Below are 19,505 nucleotides of genomic sequence, written 5' to 3' on the forward strand. Positions count from 1 at the left end.
CCCCCCCCCCCCCCGGCGGCCCCGCCCCCCCCCCCCCCCCCCCCTTCGTTTTCGCAGGCTTCGAAATCAGTCCTTTTCGAAGATGCGTGCCTTGGCGACGACGCCAGCGATTGCGCCGCCGATCAGCGGCGCAACGATGAACAGCCAGAGCTGGCTGAGGGCTGCGGCACCGGTAAACAGCGCCGGGCCGATCGAACGCGCCGGATTGAGCGAGGTGCCGGTCACCGGGATCATTGCGAAGTGCAGTCCGGCCAGCGTCAGGCCGATGACCAGGCCGGCGAACGCCGTCGAGTGCTTCTCGGCGGTGACGCCGAGGATGACGGTGACGAAGGTGAAGGTGCCGATCAGCTCCCACAGGAAGGCCGAACTCGTCCCCCATTTCGCCACGTCCCAGCCATTGGCGCCGAAACCGGTGGTGTGCCCGCCGGTCTGGCCGGAGACGATGATCCACAGCGCCAGCGAGGCCAGAATGGCGCCGATGATCTGCGCGATCCAGTAAGGAATGACACCCTTGGCCGGCAGCCGGCCGGCAAGGAAGACGCCGAGCGTGACGGCCGGGTTGAGATGTGCGCCTGAGATGGGACCCACCGCGTAAGCCGCCGCAATCAGGCCGATGCCGAACGCCAGGCCGATGGCTTCCTGGCCCAGCGGCAAGTCGGCGAGAAAGCCACCCGTCGCCACCGACGCCGTGCCGATAAACACCAATAGAAATGTCCCTAGAACTTCCGCAAGATACGTTTTCATTGCCCTCTCCTCGCATCGATCCGTCGGTCCGCTTTTCCGCGCCGCGAATCATGGCGCAAAGAGTATTCCCAACGCAAAAGCTTGGAAAGCAGAGCAATTGCGCCACAGATCGTGCTTACGGCGGCCAGTTACCAACATTAGAGACCTTGCATATATTTGAGATTTGTTATCGCCGGCGTGCAGACATTTGCCGGCGGGGAAAATCGTCGGCCGCGAGCGGAAGGCCTCGTCGCCGCGAAATTCAAGCGGGGTTCAATCTCGACGAGAAACGCTCTAAGAGCAGGCCGAAAGATACTGTGCTCGATAGATGGAATGACGAATGCGACTGGGCGGACGGCTGGCGGCAGCCATTGAAGTGCTGGACGACATTGGCCGGCGCCACCGGCCGGTGGCCGATGCGCTGAAAGATTGGGGCCTGTCGCATCGCTTTGCGGGCGGCGGCGACCGCGCGGCGATCGGCAACATCGTCTACGACGCGCTGCGCCACAAACGTTCCGCCGGCTGGCTTTTGGGTGAAGACACGCCCCGCGCCATCGGCTTCGGCGCGCTGCTCATCGAATGGGGCCAGACGCCGCAGTCGCTCAACGATGCGCTCCAGGGTGACAAGTTCGCGCCGCCGCTGCTCAGCGCCGCCGAGTTGCAGGCGCTGGCCGAGCGCCGGCCTGAAGACGCGCCGGAGGCGGTGCGGGCGGACATACCCGACTGGTGCGCGCCGCTCTTCGAACGATCCTTTGGCGCAGACTGGGTTGCGGAAGGGGCGGCTTTGGCGACCCGCCCGCCGCTCGACATCAGGGTCAATACGCTGCAGTCCGACCGCGCCAAAGTGCTGGCGGAACTCGCCGAAACCGGCGCCAAGGCAGCCGCTATCGCGCCACAAGGCATTCGCATCCCGCCCATCGACGGCGACGGCAGGCACCCGAACGTACAGGCCGAGCCGGCCTTCCAGAAAGGCTGGTTCGAGGTCCAGGACGAAGGCTCGCAGATCGTTGCCGCCCTTGCCGGCGCGCAAGCCGGGATGCAGGTGCTCGATTTCTGCGCCGGCGCCGGCGGCAAGACGCTGGCGTTGTCGGCGGCGATGGCCAACAAAGGCCAGGTCTTCGCCCATGATGCCGAAAAAGCGCGGCTGGCGCCGATCTTCGACCGCCTCCGCCGTTCGGAAAACCGCAACGTCCAGGTTGTCACCAAGCCGGCTGAGCTCAGCCCCCTCGCAGGCCACATGGACATCGTGCTGGTCGATGCGCCCTGCACCGGCAGCGGCACCTGGCGGCGCCGTCCAGACGCCAAATGGCGGCTGACGCAAAGACAGCTCGATGCCCGCAAGGGCGAGCAGTCGGCGATCCTCGATGCGGCGAATGCCTATGTCAAACCGGGCGGCCTGCTGGTCTACATCACCTGTTCGGTGTTCGACGAGGAGAATGGCGAGCAGGTCGCCGCCTTTCGCGAACGGCACAAGGGCTTCGTCCCGGTCGATCATCGCGCGCTCTGGGATGCCAGCTTCCCCGGTCACGCAGCGGCCGCCCGGATCGGCAAGACAAGCGATATCTCGCTGTCGCCGGCTCTGAGCGGCACCGACGGGTTCCATTTCTGTGCGCTGCGTCGGGCGAATTGACGCTGCGATTGACAGGCTGACATAGCGCCAGTTGCAGATGCGCGGCGTCGGCCGCCAGACGGGGTAGAATTCTTGCAAAGATATGTGTCGCTTCTGCTTTTCCTCCTTCTGGTGCTCGGCGGCGGCCTGTTGATCGGCTATGCGACGCTGCCGGGTGAATGGTATGCCTCGCTCGCCAAGCCGCCCTTCAACCCGCCCAACTGGGTCTTCGCGCCGGCCTGGACGCTCCTCTATGTGCTGATCGCCGTGGCCGGCTGGCGGACATGGGAGCGGGAACAAGCAGCCGCCGCGATGAAGATCTGGGCCCTCCAGCTTGTTCTGAACTTCGCGTGGTCGCCGACTTTCTTCGGCGCCAAACAGATGGGGCCGGCACTGGTCGTGATCCTGGCTCTTCTCGCCAGCATTGCGCTGTTCATAGCCACGGTGTGGAACCGCGACCGGGTTTCCGGCTGGCTGTTTGCGCCCTATGCCGCGTGGGTAGCCTTCGCCACCTTGCTCAACGCGTCGCTGCTCCTGTTGAACTGAGTGCTTTGCTGCAGTGCAGCAAAAGCATTTGCGTGGCGTTCAGGCGTCTGCGATAAGCTTTGCAGATAAATCAGGGCGATGGCCATGGCAGCAAAGATCGTACCCGCACCCGATTATGAGGACCGCGTCAGGGCGTCGTTCGCGCGCCAGCAGGCGATGGCGACCATCGGCGCCGAACTGACGCTTGTGACGCCGGGCATCATCGAGATCGAAATGCCCTATTCCCAGGCACTGACCCAGCAGCACGGTTTCCTGCATGCCGGGGTGATTTCGACGGCGCTGGACTCGGCCTGCGGCTATGCCGCATTTTCGCTGATGCCGGAAAATTCCGGTGTGCTGACCATTGAGTTCAAGGTCAACCTCCTGGCGCCCGGCCGGGGCGAACGCTTCCTGTTCCGCGGCTCGGTGACCAAACCCGGCCGCACCATCATTGTCGCCGATGGCCAGGCGTACGCCTTTGCCGCCGATGGCGAGGCCAAGCTGATCGCGACCATGACCGGCACGATGATGACGGTGGTTGGCCGTGACGGGATAGCGGGATGAGGAGTGGTCCGTGTAACCGACGAAAAGCCCCCAAATTGGCTTTTCGAGCGACCCGGAGCCATAGCGAAGGGCCGGCAGCCGACGAGAGCACCGCCCTTTTTGTTCCGCAGCCGAGGGAGTCGAATTCATGACCGGCAAAGTGTCGCGAATTGGCGGCAAGGACGTTCTTTTCGTCATGGCGGCGCAGGCCGAGTACGGTCCGCATCTGCAAAAACTGTTCACGCCGCTGATGACGGGCGTCGGCCCGGTAGAGGCAGGTGTGCGGCTCGGCGCCGAACTGTCATGGCTGAAATCCGAGAAGGCGTTGCCCGATCTCGTCGTCTCGCTCGGCTCCGCCGGCAGCCGCACGCTTGAACAGACGCAAATCTACCAGGCGGTCTCGGTCAGCTATCGCGACATCGACGCTTCGCCGCTAGGCTTCGAAAAAGGCGCGACGCCGTTCCTCGACCTGCCGGTGACCCTCCCGCTATCATTCAGGATACCGGGCATTAAAGAAGCCAGCCTGTCGACCGGCGGCGCCATCATCACCGGTGCCGCCTATGACGCCATCGCCGCCGACATGGTCGACATGGAAACCTTCGCCTGCCTGCGCGCCTGCCAGTTGTTCGATGTCCCGCTTATCGGCCTGCGCGGCATTTCAGACGGCGCAGCCGATCTGCGCCACGTTGGCGACTGGACCGAATATCTGCATGTCATCGACGAGAAGCTGGCGGATGCAGTCGTGCGCCTCGAACGGGCCATCGGCTCCGGCACGCTACACAAGGAGCAGCCTGGGCAAGAGCCGGCAGCGCTCTGAAAGTCGGGCTACGCACCCCATTGCGCCGACTCGTTTCTTTCTCTAAAGGCTCGCCATGACGACAGCCAATCATCCCGATACAGTCCTGATTGTCGATTTCGGCAGCCAGTTTACGCAGCTCATCGCCCGCCGCATCCGCGAGGCTGGCGTGTTTTCCGAGATCGTGCCGTTCCAATCGGCCGAAGCTGCCTTCAAGCGCATCAATCCGAAAGCCGTGATCCTGTCGGGCGGTCCCGCCTCGACATCGGACATCGGCAGCCCACGCGCGCCCCAGATCGTCTTCGATGCCGGCGTGCCGGTGCTCGGCATCTGCTACGGCCAGATGGCCATGTGCGTGCAGATGGGCGGCGTCGCCGAAAGCTCGAACCATCGCGAATTCGGCCGCGCCTTCGTCGAGATCGAAAAGGACAGCCCGCTGTTCGAAGGCCTGTGGGCGCCCGGCCAGCGTCACCAGGTGTGGATGAGTCATGGCGACCGCGTCATCTCGCTGCCCAAGGGGTTCGAGGTCTTCGGCAAGTCGGAAGGCTCGCCCTTCGCCATTTTCGGCAATGTCGCGCGCAAGATGTACGGCATCATGTTCCACCCGGAAGTTGTGCATACGCCGGATGGCGCCAGGCTGCTGAGAAACTTCGTGCACATCATCGCCGGCATCGAAGGCGACTGGACGATGCGCGCCTATCGCGAGCATGCGGTCGAAACCATTCGCAAGCAGGTCGGCAAGGGCAAGGTCATCTGCGCGTTGTCGGGTGGCGTGGATTCCTCGGTCGCCGCACTTTTGATCCACGAAGCGGTCGGCGACCAGCTGACCTGCATTCTTGTCGACCATGGCCTGATGCGCAAGGACGAGGCCGCCGGCGTGGTGGCGATGTTCCGCCAGCACTACAATCTGCCGCTGATCCTGGTCGACGCGTCGGAAAAATTCATCTCGGCGCTGGAAGGCGAGTCCGACCCCGAGAAGAAGCGCAAGACCATCGGCCGGCTGTTCATCGAAGTGTTCGAGGAAGAGGCCAAGAAACTCGGCGGCGCCGATTTCCTGGCGCAAGGCACGCTCTATCCCGACGTCATCGAGAGCGTCTCCTTCACCGGCGGCCCGTCGGTGACTATCAAGTCGCACCACAATGTCGGCGGCCTGCCGGCGCGCATGAACATGCAGCTGGTCGAGCCGCTGCGCGAACTGTTCAAGGACGAGGTGAGGGCACTGGGCAAGGAACTCGGCCTGCCCGAAAGTTTTATTGGCCGCCATCCGTTCCCTGGACCAGGCCTTGCCATCCGCTGCCCCGGCGGTATCACCCGCGAAAAGCTCGAAATCCTGCGCGAGGCCGACGCCATCTATCTCGACGAGATCCGCAAGGCCGGCCTCTACGACGCCATCTGGCAGGCTTTCGCCGTGCTGCTTCCGGTGCAGACCGTCGGTGTGATGGGCGACGGCCGCACCTACGAATTCGTCTGCGCCCTGCGCGCCGTGACGTCCGTCGACGGCATGACCGCCGACTTCTACCACTACGACATGGCTTTCCTCGGCGCGGCGGCCACCCGCATCATCAACGAAGTCCGCGGCATCAACCGCGTCGTCTACGACGTGACGTCAAAGCCGCCAGGCACCATCGAGTGGGAGTGATTCAGGCCCACTCAAACGCCGCCGAAAACACGCCATTGTACGCCATAACTATTTGACAACACATATAAACCCATTCGGCGACAATCGGTGCGCAGAGATTGGATTGACGGACCGGCTGACGGACCTTCCGCATATTGGTAGCTCAGATTTTTCGAAGTACCGTCAGATCCAATGAGGCTCTGACGGTATTTTTTTATGCCTTAAGGAATTGAAGATAAAACAAAATTTCTGCCGAAGAGCCTCGAAATTGTACTGACGGTACTTTTCAGGAGGTAGCGGGGAATGCTGACGGACGTCGCCCTTAAAGCCCTGAACCAAAAGAGAACATCTACAAGATTGCGACGGCATGTATGTTCGCGTCATGCCCAGTGGCGCGATCTCCTTTCGGCTGGATTACAGGCTCAACGGAGGCCGCGAGACGGTCTATCTTGGCAGGTATGGACGGGACGGAATCTCGCTTGCCTCAGCCGGGAGAAGTGTCTCGACGCGAAGCGCGCTATTGGCGAGTGACGGTCGCCGGCGATAGAAAAGCAGCGCGACAAGCGCCGAGTTGTCACCCCGGTCTCCGGCCGACTTCAGCGCCGAAATGGCTACCAAACCAAAGCGATGCCCGGGCCTTCAAGGCCTCTTCTTATTCCGGCCAAGCCGGCCCGGAGCGCCGCATTCACTCACATCCCTTGAACCTGAGTGCAGAGTTGCCGCATCGAAGCCATTTGAGCAGCCGAGTTCGCGCCCGAACCCGTGCTGGTGCTGGCGGTCGTATCGCCAGCTGTATTCGAGGATCCCGACGTGCCGGTGGTTGTACCCGAACCAGTGCTGTTGCTGGCCGTGGTGTTACTGCCGGTCGAACCAGAGCTGCCTGAAGTGCCGGTGGCTGTGCCAGAGCCGGTGCCGATACTCGCCGTTGTATCACTGCCGGTCGAAGCCGAGCTACCTGACGTGCCGGTCATTGTGCCAGAGCCAGTGCCGTTACTGGCCGTCATCCTCGAGCAGTCGGAGCGAACCTGTGCCTGCTGTTCAGAGCTCAGGGACGACCAGTTCTTGCGGATCTCATCCTGCGACAGAAGTCTTCCCGAATTGGCGTCGCTGAAGAATGAGCCGGAGAGCTTGCTGTCCCAGCCGCTCGGGATACCGCTTTGGCCGGAGCCGGACGTAGAGCTCATACTGGACCCGGCCGATGAGCCGGACGTTCCGTTCGTGCCGCTGGATGTTCCCGACGACTGCGCCAAGGCCGCGGTGGCGAGACAGAGAGAGATCGCTGTAGCTGTCAAAATCTTACGTTTCATGTGAGTCTCCTTTGGGGTTCGACGCCGTTGCGGCGTCGAATCCTAATCCCGAGGAAAGGCACTTGTTCCTGTAAAGAGTGGAATTCGATGTCATGATCCTTGTGCACCAGCCTTGGCCTCGAATGCGATGCCGGAGCGCTTCAACGACGACTGACGCCTCAGGCGAGAGCTGTCCGCTACTGGGTGTTAGAGGCGATATGCGGAACGCTTCCCGAATAGTTGGGTGCCACCATCGGGTAATTGCGAGGCAGGTTCCATTTGGTTCGGTAATCGTCCGGATTCATGCCCAGTCGGCCAAGGTGCGAACTGCGTCGGGTCTCGGTTAGAGACAGGAGGGTGGCCTTTGCCGCGGCGTATAGCTCGACATGCGGAGCTCGTCTCGACCGCGCACACTCAATATATTTTACGATGACGCCCCCAGATGTCATATGAGCGAATGCCTTTCCGGCGAAATAAATTGCTCCCAGCAGGTCGACGCTCAGCACCTTCAGCCAGCCCGCTCTAGTGAATGCCTCAATGGTTAAAGATTATCAGGCCGGCGCGTTGTTGACGATTATCACCAACCTGCCGAACGCGTGAGCGCAAGTCGACAGCACCGTGATAGCGGCCTCCCCGGCGCGCCCCTTGTCGAACCGATGCGCGCCTTCTCGACCTTGCCTCAACCCACGTCGGCTCACCCGTGCACCTTCGGTGCCCAACCGCATGGCGATGGCCAGTCCAATGCCGCTTGCAGCACCGGTTACAATGCAGTCTTGTTATCCAGGCGCATCGGGTTCGACCGCTTTCTGGGGAGCAGCAAGTGGTTCAGTCCAGCCTTCAGCGACCCGATCCACGCTCAGCAGGCTGCGCGCATAATCCTGTTGCGCGCGAACAATGGCATCGTCTTGCTGTGAGGGAAGAAAGACCGGCAAAGCAAGGCAGACACTTTGTGTGGCCAACAGCTTGTTCCAGTTCGCGATCAGCGCCTTGAAAGCGCGCCCCACCGCCCTCGGATTTCGGTCGAGGTCATAGAGGCCGAGCGGATTGATCCGTCCGTTGTTCTCCCGAAGCGCACTGTCCCAGTCCACCTGATCCGTCAGCGAGTACCAGGTGAAGCCTACGATGGGGATGCCATCGTTGCGGATCCGCAGCACGTTGGCCCACTCTTTCCACAGCCAATAGACGGCCTCGTCTCCATTGGGGCCTTCGCTGATGTTGGTCTCCGTATGCATTACGGGAAGCCGGTAGCGGTTGAAGTACTGCCGCGTGATCTCGTCATAGCCAAACACCTCGCCGGACCCGGACGTCGTTCCGTCTGCCCAAACCCGATGTTCGTTGGTCTGGTAATAGTCGGTGCCCATCACGCAATGCCTGCGCAGATGGCTTTCCAGGAAGAAACTGTATTCTTCGGCCGTCATCCCGTTTTCGAGAAGATAGCGATAGGTGTGCGCGTCGACGTCATGACCGTAGTTGAGGTCAAGCGACAGGAAACGCTCGCTGTTGAACCGTTCCGCTCTGCCGACCGCCTCGGGAGAATCGGCGTGGAAGTATTCCGAGGATTCGCTCTGAATGAAGATGGCGTCCGGCCGCACCTCGAGAATCGCCCGCATGGCAAGCACGTTCGCCTTCACGATGTGCTTGAGGGCGGTGACGAAAGCAGTGTCGCTGCTCAGTTGTTCGTTCCACCATCCCCAGCGGGCCGAAAAGGTGGCGCAGATGAACATCTCATTTATTGGGGTGAAGAGCTGGATCCACGGATAGCGCATCGCGAAATCCCTGGCGTAGTGCTCGAATAGTGTCGGAAAGTCCGGGTTCTGGAAGTTGCCAATCCAGTCCGGCACGCCAAAATGGCAAAGGTCGACGATCGGAAGAATGTCTTTCGCCTTCAGGTCCGCGAAGGTCTCATCGGCGAATGCCCAATCATAACGTCCGTCACCCAGCCATGTTTTGTGGATGGGAGGTCCGTAGCGGAGGAAATGCACCCCGAGATCCTGGACCAGTTCGAAGTCGGTGCGCCATCGTTCGTAGAAGCGGCATTTTTCCATTTCGTCGACGCGCTCCCGGCCTTGTCGAATGGTGGGGGTGCTGTTCTCGATGCCGGTGGCAAACATGAACGTGAACATTGATGGTCCTTAGCCAAGGCGGAGATGCCCGCGCTTGGTCAAACGTTCAGTGCTCGACGCAGTTCCTGCAAGACTGCTTGTCAAGTTCGGTGGGCGCCTGACAACCACGTGCCTGCAAGTGCTATTCACAGTCGGTTGACCGTTCGTTGCGAAAGGCAACGGCACATGGCGGAAAAGCCTTCGAACCGGCTTTTTGCCAAAGCCGGAGAATGGCTGGTCGAGAAGGTTCAGCGGCGATTTCTCCAGCCTCACCCGGCCATTCGGAAAGATGGCGCTACGCTCGTGATTGTGAGCAGGGGCCACCCAGGCATAGGCGGGTCGAGATTGGCGGAATTCTATCCCACGGTTCAAGCGAGCAGCTTGCGCCGAATATGATCGGACCATGCTGGACGGAGAGGTCGGCTTCGGGCCAGCCCAGTTGGCGTCAAACGGGTCTTTGCGAGTTAAGGCGGTATGGTAGTTATCCACGTTTGCAAACTGCAAACGGACGTTCCGCTGCCGGACCCATTTGAGCCATTCACTAGGAGGCAGACCCGCGATACATCACCGGTATTCTCGAAGCCAATAGTTAGTCTCGTTCATCGTCCTTTGGTTCGACAGACCCATACGAGAGATACGAGAGATATGGACCGGCGAACCATCCGCTGTATTGATCTCCTGTAGAAAACAGTGACCCTCAGAGACTAGCATGATCGTTATTTGTCAATGCGTTACGAAGCTGTTCGCCCAATTGATTCAAGAAGCTGATCCAGCCACTCGCTGACCGCATTTTATCTTCTGCCGAACGGCAGCAACGCGCCTGAATCCTGCCTCCGGATCAATGTTCGCGTGCGCAAAAACGGCCGCTCGCGAACATACATTGACAGGTCCAGTTCCGAATAATAAGTTCGGTCATAGAACGAATTAACCGGAGTTCAATGTGACTGACCTGCCGCGCATATCCCGTCAGTTCTCACAGCGCTCCGTGATGGAAGCGATCGTCCAGGGCGGGCCGATCTCCCGCGCCTCGATCGCCAAGCTGACGGGCCTGTCGAAGCAGACCATCTCCGAAATCATGCGCGGGCTCGAGCAGGAGGGCTGGGTCCAGGAAACCGGCCGCACCAGCGGCCATGTCGGGCGCACCGCCGTCACCTACGAACTGGTCCACGACGCAGCCTATATCATCGCCGTCGACCTTGGCGGCACCAAGGTGCGGGTCGCGCTGACCGACCTTGCCTGCCAGATCTTTGCCGAAGCCGCCACACCGACCGACTCGCGCGGCGGCCAGTTCGTCGTCGATCAGATTGCAGCGCTGGCCTTCGATGCCGCGGCCAGACAGCACGTCGCGCGCAAGAAGATACGCCTGGCCGTCATCGGCGCGCCTGGCGCTCCTGACCCGGCCACCGGCCGCATTCTAATGGCGCCGAACATTACCGGCTTCGACACAATGAATGTGCTGGATGCCTTCGAAGAAGCGCTCGGCGTCGCGGTGATGATCGAGAACGACGTCAATCTCGCGGTGCTTGGCGAGAACTGGCTCGGCCAAGGCCAGGGCATCGACAATCTCGCCTACATCGCGCTCGGCACCGGCATCGGCAGCGGGCTGATGCTGGGCGGCCATCTGGTGCGGGGTGCTGGGCACGCCGCCGGCGAGATCGGTTTCATGCCGATCGGGGCCGATCCCTTCACCGAGGAATCACTGCGCACCGGCGCATTCGAACGCGCGGTGGCCACCCACGCCATGACCGATCGCTACCACGCCCTCACCGGCAGGCAGGTCTCGGTGCCGGCAATATTCGAGAATGCCGCGCTTGGCGACAAGGACGCGCTCACCGTGCTCGACGAAACTGCCCGCCATCTGGCGCAAGGCGTTGCGGCAATCGCGGCGATCGCCAATCCAGAAAAGTTTATCCTCGGCGGCTCGATTGGGTTGCGGCCCGAAATCCTGTCCAGGGTGCAGGCGCTTCTGCCGCTATGCTTCCCCTATCCGGTCAGGGTCGAGGCGAGCGAACTCGGCGCACGCGCAGCCCTCATCGGCGCGGCGGCAATCGGCCTTGGCCAGTTGCACAACACGCTGTTCGGCGTCGACGCGCCTGATGGCCGGATTTCGCTGCCGCCTGCCCAGGCCGCCGCCCTGAAGGAGGCCGCGATATGACTCACGATATTACCGCCCGCCTGCAGGCAGCGCTCGACCGCGACGACGCACTAACGCTGTTTCGCCGCGCCATCGGCCGAGAGAGCATCACCGGCAACGAAGCCAACTTCGTCGACTTCCTAGAAGCCAGGATGCGCGACCTTAACCTCAGCGGCCTGACCAGGACGGAATTTCTTCCCGGGCGGCCCAACATCTGGGGCGAGCGCAAGGGGGCCGACCAGGGAAAGCGCCTGCTGTTCATGGGCCATACCGACACCGTCCATGTCGACGGCTGGCGCGAGCATTGGGCAGGCACCGAGCGTGAGGATCCGTTCGCCGCCCCGATCATTGATGGTGCTGTCTGGGGCCGCGGCTCAGGCGACCTCAAGGCCGGCATCACTGCTTCGCTGGCGGCACTCGCGCTACTCGACAAGGCAGGCGTTCGCCTCAAGGGCGACGTCGCCTTCGCTTTCATCGGCGACGAGGAGAGCGGCCAGCCCGGCACCGGCATTTCCGCCGGGATCAAGCACTTCGTCGGACGCATCGAGACCGGCGAGGTCACAGCACCCGATTTCAGCGTCTATGTCGAGCCGACCCGCCTGGCCGTTTATGCGGCGCAGATCGGCTTCTTCATCACCGATATCTCGATTACCGGCAAATCCGCCTATTTCGGTGTGCCAGAACTCGGCAAGGATGCGCTCCGTGCAAGCCATGCCGCGATGACGGCGCTTTGGAAGCATTCGGATGAGGTCGCCGCGCGCGCCGAGCACAAACTGGTCGGGCGCGGCTTCCTGCTTATCACCGGGCTTGCCTGCGGCGGCTACATTGCCGTTCCCGAGCGCTGCACGCTCTCGCTGATCCGTAAGCTGTTGCCTGGCGAAGACCTCGACACCGCCGCCGCCGAGATCGAGGCTGCCGTGCGCGGCGCGATCACCGATCCGGATATTTCGGTAGAGTTCGCCTACCCCGCCGGCCGCGACCACAGGCTGGGCGGCACCGCTGCCGAGATCGGCGAAACGCGGGCGGAAGTCGCCATGCTGTCCGACGCGATGGCCGGCGCAATGAGCGGACGCGGCGTCATCGAGGGCGCACCGTTCTGGTCGGAGTCCCCCTTCATCATCAATCAGCTCGGTATTCCTGCCGTCTATTGCGCGCCCGGCGACATCAGGAATTGCCACACATTCGAGGAGCACGTGGATGTCGAGGAATATTTCGCCGGCATAGTCGGCTTCGCCGCCTTCATGGCCCGCTATTGCGGCGTGGCCGACTGAACCACCAACGAAGCAAAATGGGAGAACTGACATGCCGATGAAGACACTGATCGCCGCCGCCTTTGCCGGCGGATTGATGCTTGCCGCCAACCCAGCTTTCGCACAGACGGTCGGCCCGCAGGGCGAGAGCGCCACGCCGAGCGCCGACGTGATCCTAAGCGATGCCGACATCGCCGCGCTCAAGGACAAGGGCTACAAGGCTGCCTTGCTCTGGCACACCTCGTCCGATTTCACCAATGCGGTAACCGCCGGCGCCACCGACGAATTCGCCCGCGCCGGTATCACCATTGCGGTCAAAACGGATGCCCAGTTCGACTCCGCCCGCCAGCGCAGCGACATCGAGACGGCGTTGGCCGCCAAGCCCAACGTCATCTTGGCGCTGCCGCTCGACCCGGTCACCTCGGCAGAAGCCTTCCGCCAGGCGGTCAAGGACGGCACCAAGCTGGTGTTCCTGTCCAACTTGCCCAAGGACTACAAGCAGGGCACCGACTACGCTTCGATCGTGACTGACGATCTATTCCAGATGGGCAAGCAGGCTGCGGACGCGATGGCCAAGGCGATCGGCGGCAAGGGCAAGGTCGGCTACATTTTCCACGACGCTGCCTACTACGTCACCAACCAGCGCGACCAAGCCTTCAAGACCACCATCGAGAAGGTCTATCCCGACATCAAGATCGTCGCCGAACAGGGCATATCCGACCCGGCCCGCGCCGAGGAACTGGCCAACGCGATGCTTTTGCAACATCCCGATCTCGACGGCATCTACGTGACCTGGGCCGAGCCGGCCGACGGCGTGCTGTCGGCGCTACGCGGCGCCGGCAACGCCAGGACCAAGATCGTCACGCTCGACCTCGCCGAGCCGGTCGCGCTCGACATGGTCAAGGGCGGCAATGTCGCAGCCCTCGTCGCCGACAAGGCCTATGAACTCGGCCGCGCCATGGCTGCTTCCGGCATGAAGTCGCTGCTTGGCCAGCCGACACCAGCCTTCGTCGTCGCCCCGGCCCTGACCGTCACCAAGGAGAATGTCGCGCAGGGCTGGAAGGACTCGCTCAACCGCGACGCGCCGCAGCCGGTGCTCGACGCGTTCAAGTAAGGCTCTCGCTCCGGCGCGGCCCGCCGCACCGGAGCTTTTCTTCGACAACAAAAAGGGGAATCGGGACATGCGCATAGCATCTGCAATCATAACGACGGTGGCGAGCCTGCTAGCCATGCACGCCTTCGCCGCCGAAGGCGTCACCACAGGACCGAATGGTGAAAAGCCGGTGCCGGCGAGCAGTCTTACGCTGACGCCAGCCGAAGAGCAGCAGATCAAGGACGGCAAGTTCACCGCCGCCCTCGTCTGGCACGAGATGAGCGAATACACCAACGCCGTCAATGCCGGCGCCCATGACGAATTCAAGCGCCTCGGCATCGAGGTGGTGGCGCAGACCGATGCCGGTTTCGACGCCGCGCGACAGAAGGCCGATATCGAGACGGTGATGGCCAAAAAGCCGTCGATCATCCTGTCGCTTCCCGTCGATCCGGCGACTGCAGCTTCGGTCTACGATCCGGCACGCCAGGCCGGCGTCAAGCTCGGCTTCGTCGACAATTCCCCGGCCGGCTACAAGCAGGGCAGGGACTATGTCACCATCGTCTCCGACGATCTCTTTCAGATGGGCAACAAGGCCGGCATCGCCATGGCCGAGGCGCTCGGCAAGAAAGGCAAGGTCGGCTACATCTTCCACGATGCCGACTTCTACGTCACCAACCAGCGCGACCAGGCCTTCAAGAAGACCATCGAGCAGGACTATCCCGATATGAAGATCGAGGCCGAGACCGGCATGGCCGACCCGGCGCGCAGCGAAGACATCGCCCAGGCGATGATCACCCAGCATCCGGACCTGGACGGCATCTATGTCACCTGGGCCGAACCGGCGCTGAGCGTGCTTTCGGCCTTGCGCGGTGCCGGCAACACGCACACCAAGATTGTCACGCTCGACCTCAATGAGCCTGCCGCGCTCGACATGGTCAAGGGCGGCAACATCGCGGCCCTCGTCGCCGACGAGGCCTACAGCATTGGCGTGACGCTGGCGCGCGCCTCGGCAGGTTCTCTGGTCGGCAAGAAGGCCGAACCATTCTATGCCGTAGATTCCATCGCCGTCACCAAGGACACGGTGAAGGACGGTTGGAAGAAGTCCCTCAACAGGGACGTACCGGCGGCTATCGCGGACGCGGTGAAATAGGCTCGAGGCGAAGCGCTCACCACCGGAGGAATAAAATGTCCAGTGCCAACACCAGCGCCGGTAGCAGCTTCGCCAGCCGCTTCAATCTGCAGCAATATGTCGTCTACCTCGGTTTCCTGGCGATCTTCCTGTTCTTCGCCATTGTGCTGAGGGACAGCGGCTTCCTCACCGTCCGAAACTTATCGAACATCGTGTTGCAGACGACGCCGGTGACGATCATGGCCATCGGCCTGGTCTTCGTCATGTCGGCCGGCGAAATAGATTTGTCGATCGGCTCGATCGTGGCGGTGGCGGCCCTTGCAGCCGCCGTCACCATCAACGCGTACGGCATGCCGGCAGGGATAGTCGCCGGCCTCGGCGCCGGCCTGCTGATCGGCGTCATCAACGGCGTGCTGGTGGCGTATGTCAGGCTGCCCTCCTTCCTGGTGACGCTGGCGACGCTCGGCCTGTTCGCCGGCGTTTCGCGTTCGATGACAGACCTTCGCTCGATCTCGGTGACCAACGAAGCGTTCACCGGCTTCTTCGGTTCCGGCTCGCTGCTCGGTGTCCCCTCACTCGTCTGGTGGTCGGTGATTGCCGTGGCCATCGGCCACCTGGTGTTCCGCGAAACCCGTTTCGGCGCGCATTTGCTGGCGACCGGCGACAATGCCCGCGCCGCAAGCGTATCGGGCATCAGCGTGCCCAGGATCAGGCTCGCCGTGCTGACCATCAGCGGCGGACTCGCCGGTCTTGCCGGCTTGCTCTATGCCGGTCGCCTGCAGGCGGCGAAATATACTCTCGGGGAAACCGACCTGATGACGGTCATCGCCGCCGTCATCGTCGGCGGCACGCTGCTCAATGGCGGCAAGGGCTCCGTGGTCGGCGCGCTGGTCGGCTCGTTGATGATGGGCATGCTCAACAACGGCCTGATCCTGATGGGCCTGTCGGTCTCCGACCAGATGATCGTGCGCGGCCTCATCATCCTGACCGCAGTCGCCGTGTCGCTGCGCGAAAAGAACCGCTGAAGGAAGCCATCCATGTTTCTCGACATTTTGCGCCGCCGCAACCCCGCCTTTATCGAATCAGCTATCCGGTTGCACCAGCAAGGTAAGCTGCCGGCCAATGCTTATGTGCTCGATCTCGACACGGTTGAGGCCAATGCGCGGGTTCTCAAGAGCGAGGCCAACCGCAACGGCCTGAAGATCTTCGCCATGACCAAGCAGGTCGGCCGCTCCTCGTCGTTCTGCCGGGCTGTGATGCGCGGCGGCATTGACCGCGCGGTCGCCGTCGACATGGCTTGCGCCCGCGCCACCCACAAGGCAGGCATGAAGCTTGGCCATCTCGGCCATCTCCAGCAGGTCGCAAAATTCGAAGCGGCGGCTGCGGCGAAAACCTTCAAGCCGGACTACTGGACCGTGTTCAATGATACCAAGGCTGGGGAAGCGGCAACAGGCGCCAAGGCGGCCGGCTATGTGCAGCATCTGCTGGCCCGCATCGCCGCCGAAGGCGATATCTTCTATCGCGGCCATGAAGGCGGTTTCAATGCCGCCGACATTATCGATGTCGCCGACCGGCTGGATGCCGTCGAAGGCGGCCGTTTCGCCGGCATCACCACTTTCCCTGCTCTGCTGTTCGACCATGCTTCGCGGAAAGTGCTGCCGACCCCCAATCTGGCGACGCTCGCGAAAGCTGCGGAAGCGTTGGCCAAGGCAGGCCGCAAGGACATTGAGATCAACGCGCCGGGCACCACGTCGAGTGTCATGCTGGCGGCACTCGCCGAGGCTGGCGCGACGCAGTGCGAGCCCGGCAATGGACTGCATGGCACCACCGCGCTGCATGTCATGGAAGATTTGCCGGAGCTGCCGGCGGTGCTCTATCTCACCGAGGTCTCGCATCTCTCCGGCGGCAAGGCCTATTGCCTTGGCGGCGGCTTCTACATCGATCCGATCTTCCCCGACTACGACGTCAAGGCGATCGTCTCGGCTGAACCGACGACGGCAGGCTCGGCACTGCGCAGCGTCGAGGTGCCGCCGCCCTCTGCGATCGACTATTACGCCATGATCGATGCCGCCGGCGCGAACGCGCCGAAGCCTGGCGACAGCGCCGTGTTCGGCTTCCGTGGCCAGGCCTTCGTCACCCGCGCCCATATTGTCGGCGTGTCGGGCATTTCGACGGACAATCCGAAAGTGGAAACCATCGAGAACGGCTTCGGTGAACCCTATGCCTGGCCAGTCTAGGAGAAACACATGACGGTGAGCGCGCCCATCCTTCAGCTGCACGACATTCGCAAGAATTTCGGCGGCATCACCGCGATCGAGAGTTTTTCGCTCGAGGTTTTCCCGGGCGAGATCGTTGCACTCGTCGGCGACAACGGCGCCGGAAAGTCGACGCTGGTCAAGATCGTCTCGGGCGTCCACCCGCCCTCGTCCGGCACCATCGTCATCGAAGGAAAACCGGTGACGATGTCGAATGCCACCATGGGGCGCGCGCACGGCATCGAGGTCGTCTACCAGGACCTGGCGCTGGCCGACCAGCAGACGGTCTACATGAACATGTTCCTCGGCCGCGAGCCGCTGAACCGCCTCGGTCTGCTCGACCGCCGCCGCATGATCGACGAGACCGAGAAACTGGTGAAGGAACTGGACGTGCGCATCCCCTCCGCGCACGCCACCATCCGCGATCTCTCCGGCGGCCAGCGCCAGGGCGTTGCGATCGCGCGCGCCACGCATTGGGCAAGCAAACTGATCCTGCTGGATGAGCCGACGGCGGCTCTGGGCGTTGCCGAAACCGCCCGGGTGGAGGCTATCGTCCAGTCTCTGAAGCAGCGCAATGTCGGCATCCTGATCATCAGCCACAGCCTCGACCAGGTCTTCAAGCTCTCCGACCGCATCTGTGTTTTAAGGCGTGGCAAGCAGATTGGAATTCGCGAGACCGCGAAGACCGATAAGAACGAGATCATTGCCATGATAACTGGCCTGCAGCAGCAATAGCAGGAACCTCTCTGAGAGCCCCCGCCCGAGATCCGGATGTTGTCGGCGATCACGCGATCGATCAGCTTGTGCCGCCTGGTGATCGCCATCGGCCCGTCCTGGTCGTAGCTGCCTTGCCACTCCGGATGCGGCGCCAGCAGCGCTGGCACATACATCGTGTCGGCCGAAATCATGCGCTGTTCCTTGCCGGAGTTTGCGAGGTAGACCGAGTGGCCGGGCGTGTGGCCGGCGCAGCGATGATCTGGAAGCCGGGCGCGACTTCGGCGCCGTCATGGATGCTGCTGGAGCTGCTGCGTCTGGTGAAGTTGCCTGCATCGCCTGAATTTCTCCAGGCGTATCCGCACCAGCTTTCTGGCGGCCAACAGCAGCGCGTTGGCATCGCTATCCCAGTCTCGATTTGATAGGACCTATGCAATGTATGGCGGCGCCGACATCACCGTGCCGCTCGGCGGAGTCAAGCTGTCCGGTTTCGGTCGCGACAAGTCGCTGCATGCGCTGGACAGATACACCGTCCCAAAACAGCCTGGATTTCTCTCGGCTGACCGTTTCTCGCTAAGCGCTGCCGAGGATGAAATCGGCGCAGCGGTCGGCGATCATGATCACCGGCGCGTTGGTGTTGCCGCTGATGAGACGCGGGCATGATCGAGGCGTCGCAGATGCGTAGGCGCGGCACGCCGCGCACGCGCAATTGCGGGTCGACCACCGCCTGGTCATCGCTGCCCATCCGGCAGGTGCCGCAGGGGTGATAGACCGTCTTGGCGTGTTCGAGGATGTGGTCTGTTATGGACTGATCGGAAAGGTCGGCGGCCCCGCCCGGCGACAGCTCGTCGGCGATCACCGCCTGCAGGCCGGCTGACGCAGGATGGTGCGGGCGATCTTCATGCCGGCGAGCAGCAGGGCAACACGCAAGATGCGACGGCAGGCTTTCCCTACGAAACCCGCTTCGAGGATCTGGAATATCTCACCACCGGTCGCACCGATCTGGTTTCGGTTCTTACCAACAATGCCTACCTCCATTCCCATTCCTCATTCTTTTGTCTTCCTGCTTGTCCTGGCGGCGGTGATGTTGGTCGTTCTGCACCGTACCGCCTTCGGACTATACCTCTACGCCGTCGGCAAAAATGAAGAGGCCGCGCGGTTTTCGGGAATCCGTACCGGCCGGGTGATCATCTGCGCCTATGTGATCTGCGCCGGGCTGACGGCGCTGTCATCCATCTTTCTCGCAATGTACACACGCTCGATCCTGCCAAGCTCGCACGGCAATTTCTACGAGCTCTACGCCATCGCCGCCGCCGTCCTTGGAGGGTTCTCGTTGCGGGGCGGGGAAGGCTCAATCATTGGTGTGGTGCTTGGAACGATCTTGCTGCAGGTGCTTCAGAACCTTGTCAATCTTCTAGGCATTCCCTCCTCACTCAACTTTGCCGTGAGTGGATCGGTGATCCTGATCGGGGTACTGGCCGACCAGGAATACACAGAGTTTCGAAAGCGCCGCGAATTGATGCGGGGCCGGCTCGCAACCGCCGAAGGCAGGCTGTGATGCCCGAGCCGGTGAAATAGATTGTTCACGGCAGTTGCGATCGCCGACCGGTTGGCTGCTTGCGCCCGGGGGGCAGCCGAAGGCCGGGATCTAAAACGCCGCAATATTGCCTCTCAAGCGGCTCCTGCTTCGAAGGCAGTCGCCGCAATGTCGATGCAGTCGGCTCATGA

Annotated in this window: 19 protein-coding genes and 4 pseudogenes; 17 read left to right on the forward strand and 6 right to left on the reverse strand. The window is 62.3% G+C overall.

Annotation, left to right across the window (positions count from 1 at the left end):
- Window positions 1–66 precede the first annotated feature (66 nt).
- Entirely contained in the window at window positions 67–744 is a 678-nt protein-coding gene (locus NKJ80_RS17030) for an MIP family channel protein (protein WP_023686840.1), read from the reverse strand.
- A 319-nt stretch (window positions 745–1,063) separates the two neighbouring features.
- Here NKJ80_RS17030 and NKJ80_RS17035 point away from each other — a divergent pair, with 319 nt between their 5' ends.
- From NKJ80_RS17035 to NKJ80_RS17065, 7 genes and pseudogenes are all read left to right on the forward strand, one after another.
- Window positions 1,064–2,353 carry an RsmB/NOP family class I SAM-dependent RNA methyltransferase gene (locus NKJ80_RS17035; RefSeq protein WP_352497996.1) on the forward strand — a complete coding sequence of 430 codons (1,290 nt, stop codon included), beginning with the start codon at window positions 1,064–1,066 and terminating at the stop codon, window positions 2,351–2,353.
- 72 nt (window positions 2,354–2,425) lie between these two features.
- Window positions 2,426–2,878, forward strand: coding sequence for a TspO/MBR family protein (locus NKJ80_RS17040; RefSeq protein WP_023804485.1), 453 nt, complete (start codon window positions 2,426–2,428; stop codon window positions 2,876–2,878).
- An 84-nt stretch (window positions 2,879–2,962) separates the two neighbouring features.
- Entirely contained in the window at window positions 2,963–3,421 is a 459-nt protein-coding gene (locus tag NKJ80_RS17045; protein ID WP_023701303.1) for a PaaI family thioesterase, read from the forward strand.
- 127 nt (window positions 3,422–3,548) lie between these two features.
- Window positions 3,549–4,217: a 5'-methylthioadenosine/S-adenosylhomocysteine nucleosidase gene (locus tag NKJ80_RS17050; RefSeq protein WP_023804484.1), complete on the forward strand. Its 669-nt coding sequence runs from the start codon at window positions 3,549–3,551 to the stop codon at window positions 4,215–4,217.
- A 55-nt stretch (window positions 4,218–4,272) separates the two neighbouring features.
- The gene (gene guaA, locus NKJ80_RS17055; RefSeq protein WP_352497997.1) at window positions 4,273–5,835 is read left to right on the forward strand and encodes a glutamine-hydrolyzing GMP synthase; all 1,563 of its coding nucleotides are present in this window, start codon (window positions 4,273–4,275) and stop codon (window positions 5,833–5,835) included.
- A gap of 282 nt (window positions 5,836–6,117) precedes the next feature.
- Window positions 6,118–6,342 (forward strand): annotated as a pseudogene (locus NKJ80_RS17060) (Arm DNA-binding domain-containing protein); the annotation flags it as partial.
- Between the two features lie 240 nt (window positions 6,343–6,582).
- Window positions 6,583–7,125 (forward strand): protein TonB, encoded by a 543-nt coding sequence (locus tag NKJ80_RS17065; protein ID WP_245260041.1) that lies wholly within the window; start codon window positions 6,583–6,585, stop codon window positions 7,123–7,125.
- 172 nt (window positions 7,126–7,297) lie between these two features.
- On the opposite strand, the gene NKJ80_RS31460 is transcribed toward NKJ80_RS17065, so the two are convergent.
- Window positions 7,298–7,639, reverse strand: coding sequence for an SDR family oxidoreductase (locus NKJ80_RS31460; protein ID WP_502896635.1), 342 nt, complete (start codon window positions 7,637–7,639; stop codon window positions 7,298–7,300).
- A 237-nt stretch (window positions 7,640–7,876) separates the two neighbouring features.
- Window positions 7,877–9,223 (reverse strand): family 1 glycosylhydrolase, encoded by a 1,347-nt coding sequence (locus NKJ80_RS17080; protein ID WP_352497998.1) that lies wholly within the window; start codon window positions 9,221–9,223, stop codon window positions 7,877–7,879.
- A 919-nt stretch (window positions 9,224–10,142) separates the two neighbouring features.
- Between NKJ80_RS17080 and NKJ80_RS17085 the strand changes: the two genes are divergently transcribed.
- From NKJ80_RS17085 to NKJ80_RS17115, 7 genes are all read left to right on the forward strand, one after another.
- Window positions 10,143–11,357: an ROK family transcriptional regulator gene (locus NKJ80_RS17085; protein ID WP_352497999.1), complete on the forward strand. Its 1,215-nt coding sequence runs from the start codon at window positions 10,143–10,145 to the stop codon at window positions 11,355–11,357.
- Entirely contained in the window at window positions 11,354–12,607 is a 1,254-nt protein-coding gene (locus NKJ80_RS17090; RefSeq protein ID WP_352498000.1) for a M20 family metallopeptidase, read from the forward strand. The genes NKJ80_RS17085 and NKJ80_RS17090 overlap by 4 nt, the downstream gene beginning before the upstream one ends.
- A 31-nt stretch (window positions 12,608–12,638) precedes the next feature.
- The gene (locus NKJ80_RS17095) at window positions 12,639–13,700 is read left to right on the forward strand and encodes a substrate-binding domain-containing protein (RefSeq protein WP_031194643.1); all 1,062 of its coding nucleotides are present in this window, start codon (window positions 12,639–12,641) and stop codon (window positions 13,698–13,700) included.
- A 67-nt stretch (window positions 13,701–13,767) separates the two neighbouring features.
- The gene (locus tag NKJ80_RS17100) at window positions 13,768–14,829 is read left to right on the forward strand and encodes a substrate-binding domain-containing protein (RefSeq protein ID WP_352498001.1); all 1,062 of its coding nucleotides are present in this window, start codon (window positions 13,768–13,770) and stop codon (window positions 14,827–14,829) included.
- A gap of 35 nt (window positions 14,830–14,864) precedes the next feature.
- Complete coding sequence (locus NKJ80_RS17105) at window positions 14,865–15,833, forward strand: ABC transporter permease (protein ID WP_352498002.1); 969 nt, start codon at window positions 14,865–14,867, stop codon at window positions 15,831–15,833.
- 12 nt (window positions 15,834–15,845) lie between these two features.
- The gene (locus NKJ80_RS17110; RefSeq protein WP_023729115.1) at window positions 15,846–17,045 is read left to right on the forward strand and encodes an alanine racemase; all 1,200 of its coding nucleotides are present in this window, start codon (window positions 15,846–15,848) and stop codon (window positions 17,043–17,045) included.
- A gap of 9 nt (window positions 17,046–17,054) precedes the next feature.
- Window positions 17,055–17,798: an ATP-binding cassette domain-containing protein gene (locus tag NKJ80_RS17115; protein ID WP_023686849.1), complete on the forward strand. Its 744-nt coding sequence runs from the start codon at window positions 17,055–17,057 to the stop codon at window positions 17,796–17,798.
- Between the two features lie 23 nt (window positions 17,799–17,821).
- On the opposite strand, the pseudogene NKJ80_RS17120 reads toward NKJ80_RS17115, so the two are convergent.
- A pseudogene (locus tag NKJ80_RS17120) lies at window positions 17,822–18,075 on the reverse strand (MBL fold metallo-hydrolase); the annotation flags it as partial.
- Here NKJ80_RS17120 and NKJ80_RS17125 point away from each other — a divergent pair.
- A complete protein-coding gene (locus tag NKJ80_RS17125; RefSeq protein WP_023715648.1) occupies window positions 18,035–18,199 on the forward strand; it encodes a hypothetical protein in 165 nt (54 codons plus the stop codon). The pseudogene NKJ80_RS17120 and the gene NKJ80_RS17125 overlap by 41 nt on opposite strands.
- A gap of 16 nt (window positions 18,200–18,215) precedes the next feature.
- Window positions 18,216–18,340: pseudogene (locus NKJ80_RS31465) on the forward strand (aldehyde dehydrogenase family protein); the annotation flags it as partial.
- A gap of 143 nt (window positions 18,341–18,483) precedes the next feature.
- Here NKJ80_RS31465 and NKJ80_RS31470 read toward each other — a convergent pair.
- Both NKJ80_RS31470 and NKJ80_RS17135 read right to left on the reverse strand, forming a co-directional pair.
- Window positions 18,484–18,636 (reverse strand): annotated as a pseudogene (locus NKJ80_RS31470) (GMC oxidoreductase); the annotation flags it as partial.
- Complete coding sequence (locus tag NKJ80_RS17135) at window positions 18,633–18,815, reverse strand: hypothetical protein (protein ID WP_050588819.1); 183 nt, start codon at window positions 18,813–18,815, stop codon at window positions 18,633–18,635. The pseudogene NKJ80_RS31470 and the gene NKJ80_RS17135, both read right to left, overlap by 4 nt.
- On the opposite strand from NKJ80_RS17135, the gene NKJ80_RS17140 reads away from it, so the two are divergent.
- Window positions 18,802–19,335, forward strand: coding sequence for an ABC transporter permease (locus tag NKJ80_RS17140; protein WP_502882089.1), 534 nt, complete (start codon window positions 18,802–18,804; stop codon window positions 19,333–19,335). The genes NKJ80_RS17135 and NKJ80_RS17140 overlap by 14 nt on opposite strands.
- The last annotated feature ends 170 nt before the right edge of the window (window positions 19,336–19,505 follow it).

The organism is Mesorhizobium sp. M0030 (genome assembly GCF_040323695.1).
Lineage (GTDB): Bacteria > Pseudomonadota > Alphaproteobacteria > Rhizobiales > Rhizobiaceae > Mesorhizobium.

Bases quoted from the DNA above. Each gene is read 5' to 3' on its own strand.
- NKJ80_RS17030 (WP_023686840.1), bottom strand. From the start codon at position 744: ATGAAAACGTATCTTGCGGAAGTTCTAGGGACATTTCTATTGGTGTTT.
- NKJ80_RS17035 (WP_352497996.1), top strand. From the start codon at position 1,064: ATGCGACTGGGCGGACGGCTGGCGGCAGCCATTGAAGTGCTGGACGAC.
- NKJ80_RS17045 (WP_023701303.1), top strand. From the start codon at position 2,963: ATGGCAGCAAAGATCGTACCCGCACCCGATTATGAGGACCGCGTCAGG.
- NKJ80_RS17050 (WP_023804484.1), top strand. From the start codon at position 3,549: ATGACCGGCAAAGTGTCGCGAATTGGCGGCAAGGACGTTCTTTTCGTC.
- guaA (WP_352497997.1), top strand. From the start codon at position 4,273: ATGACGACAGCCAATCATCCCGATACAGTCCTGATTGTCGATTTCGGC.
- NKJ80_RS17080 (WP_352497998.1), bottom strand. From the start codon at position 9,223: ATGTTCACGTTCATGTTTGCCACCGGCATCGAGAACAGCACCCCCACC.
- NKJ80_RS17090 (WP_352498000.1), top strand. From the start codon at position 11,354: ATGACTCACGATATTACCGCCCGCCTGCAGGCAGCGCTCGACCGCGAC.
- NKJ80_RS17095 (WP_031194643.1), top strand. From the start codon at position 12,639: ATGCCGATGAAGACACTGATCGCCGCCGCCTTTGCCGGCGGATTGATG.
- NKJ80_RS17100 (WP_352498001.1), top strand. From the start codon at position 13,768: ATGCGCATAGCATCTGCAATCATAACGACGGTGGCGAGCCTGCTAGCC.
- NKJ80_RS17105 (WP_352498002.1), top strand. From the start codon at position 14,865: ATGTCCAGTGCCAACACCAGCGCCGGTAGCAGCTTCGCCAGCCGCTTC.
- NKJ80_RS17110 (WP_023729115.1), top strand. From the start codon at position 15,846: ATGTTTCTCGACATTTTGCGCCGCCGCAACCCCGCCTTTATCGAATCA.
- NKJ80_RS17115 (WP_023686849.1), top strand. From the start codon at position 17,055: ATGACGGTGAGCGCGCCCATCCTTCAGCTGCACGACATTCGCAAGAAT.
- NKJ80_RS17125 (WP_023715648.1), top strand. From the start codon at position 18,035: ATGATCTGGAAGCCGGGCGCGACTTCGGCGCCGTCATGGATGCTGCTG.
- NKJ80_RS17140 (WP_502882089.1), top strand. From the start codon at position 18,802: ATGCCTACCTCCATTCCCATTCCTCATTCTTTTGTCTTCCTGCTTGTC.
- NKJ80_RS17135 (WP_050588819.1), bottom strand. From the start codon at position 18,815: ATGGAGGTAGGCATTGTTGGTAAGAACCGAAACCAGATCGGTGCGACC.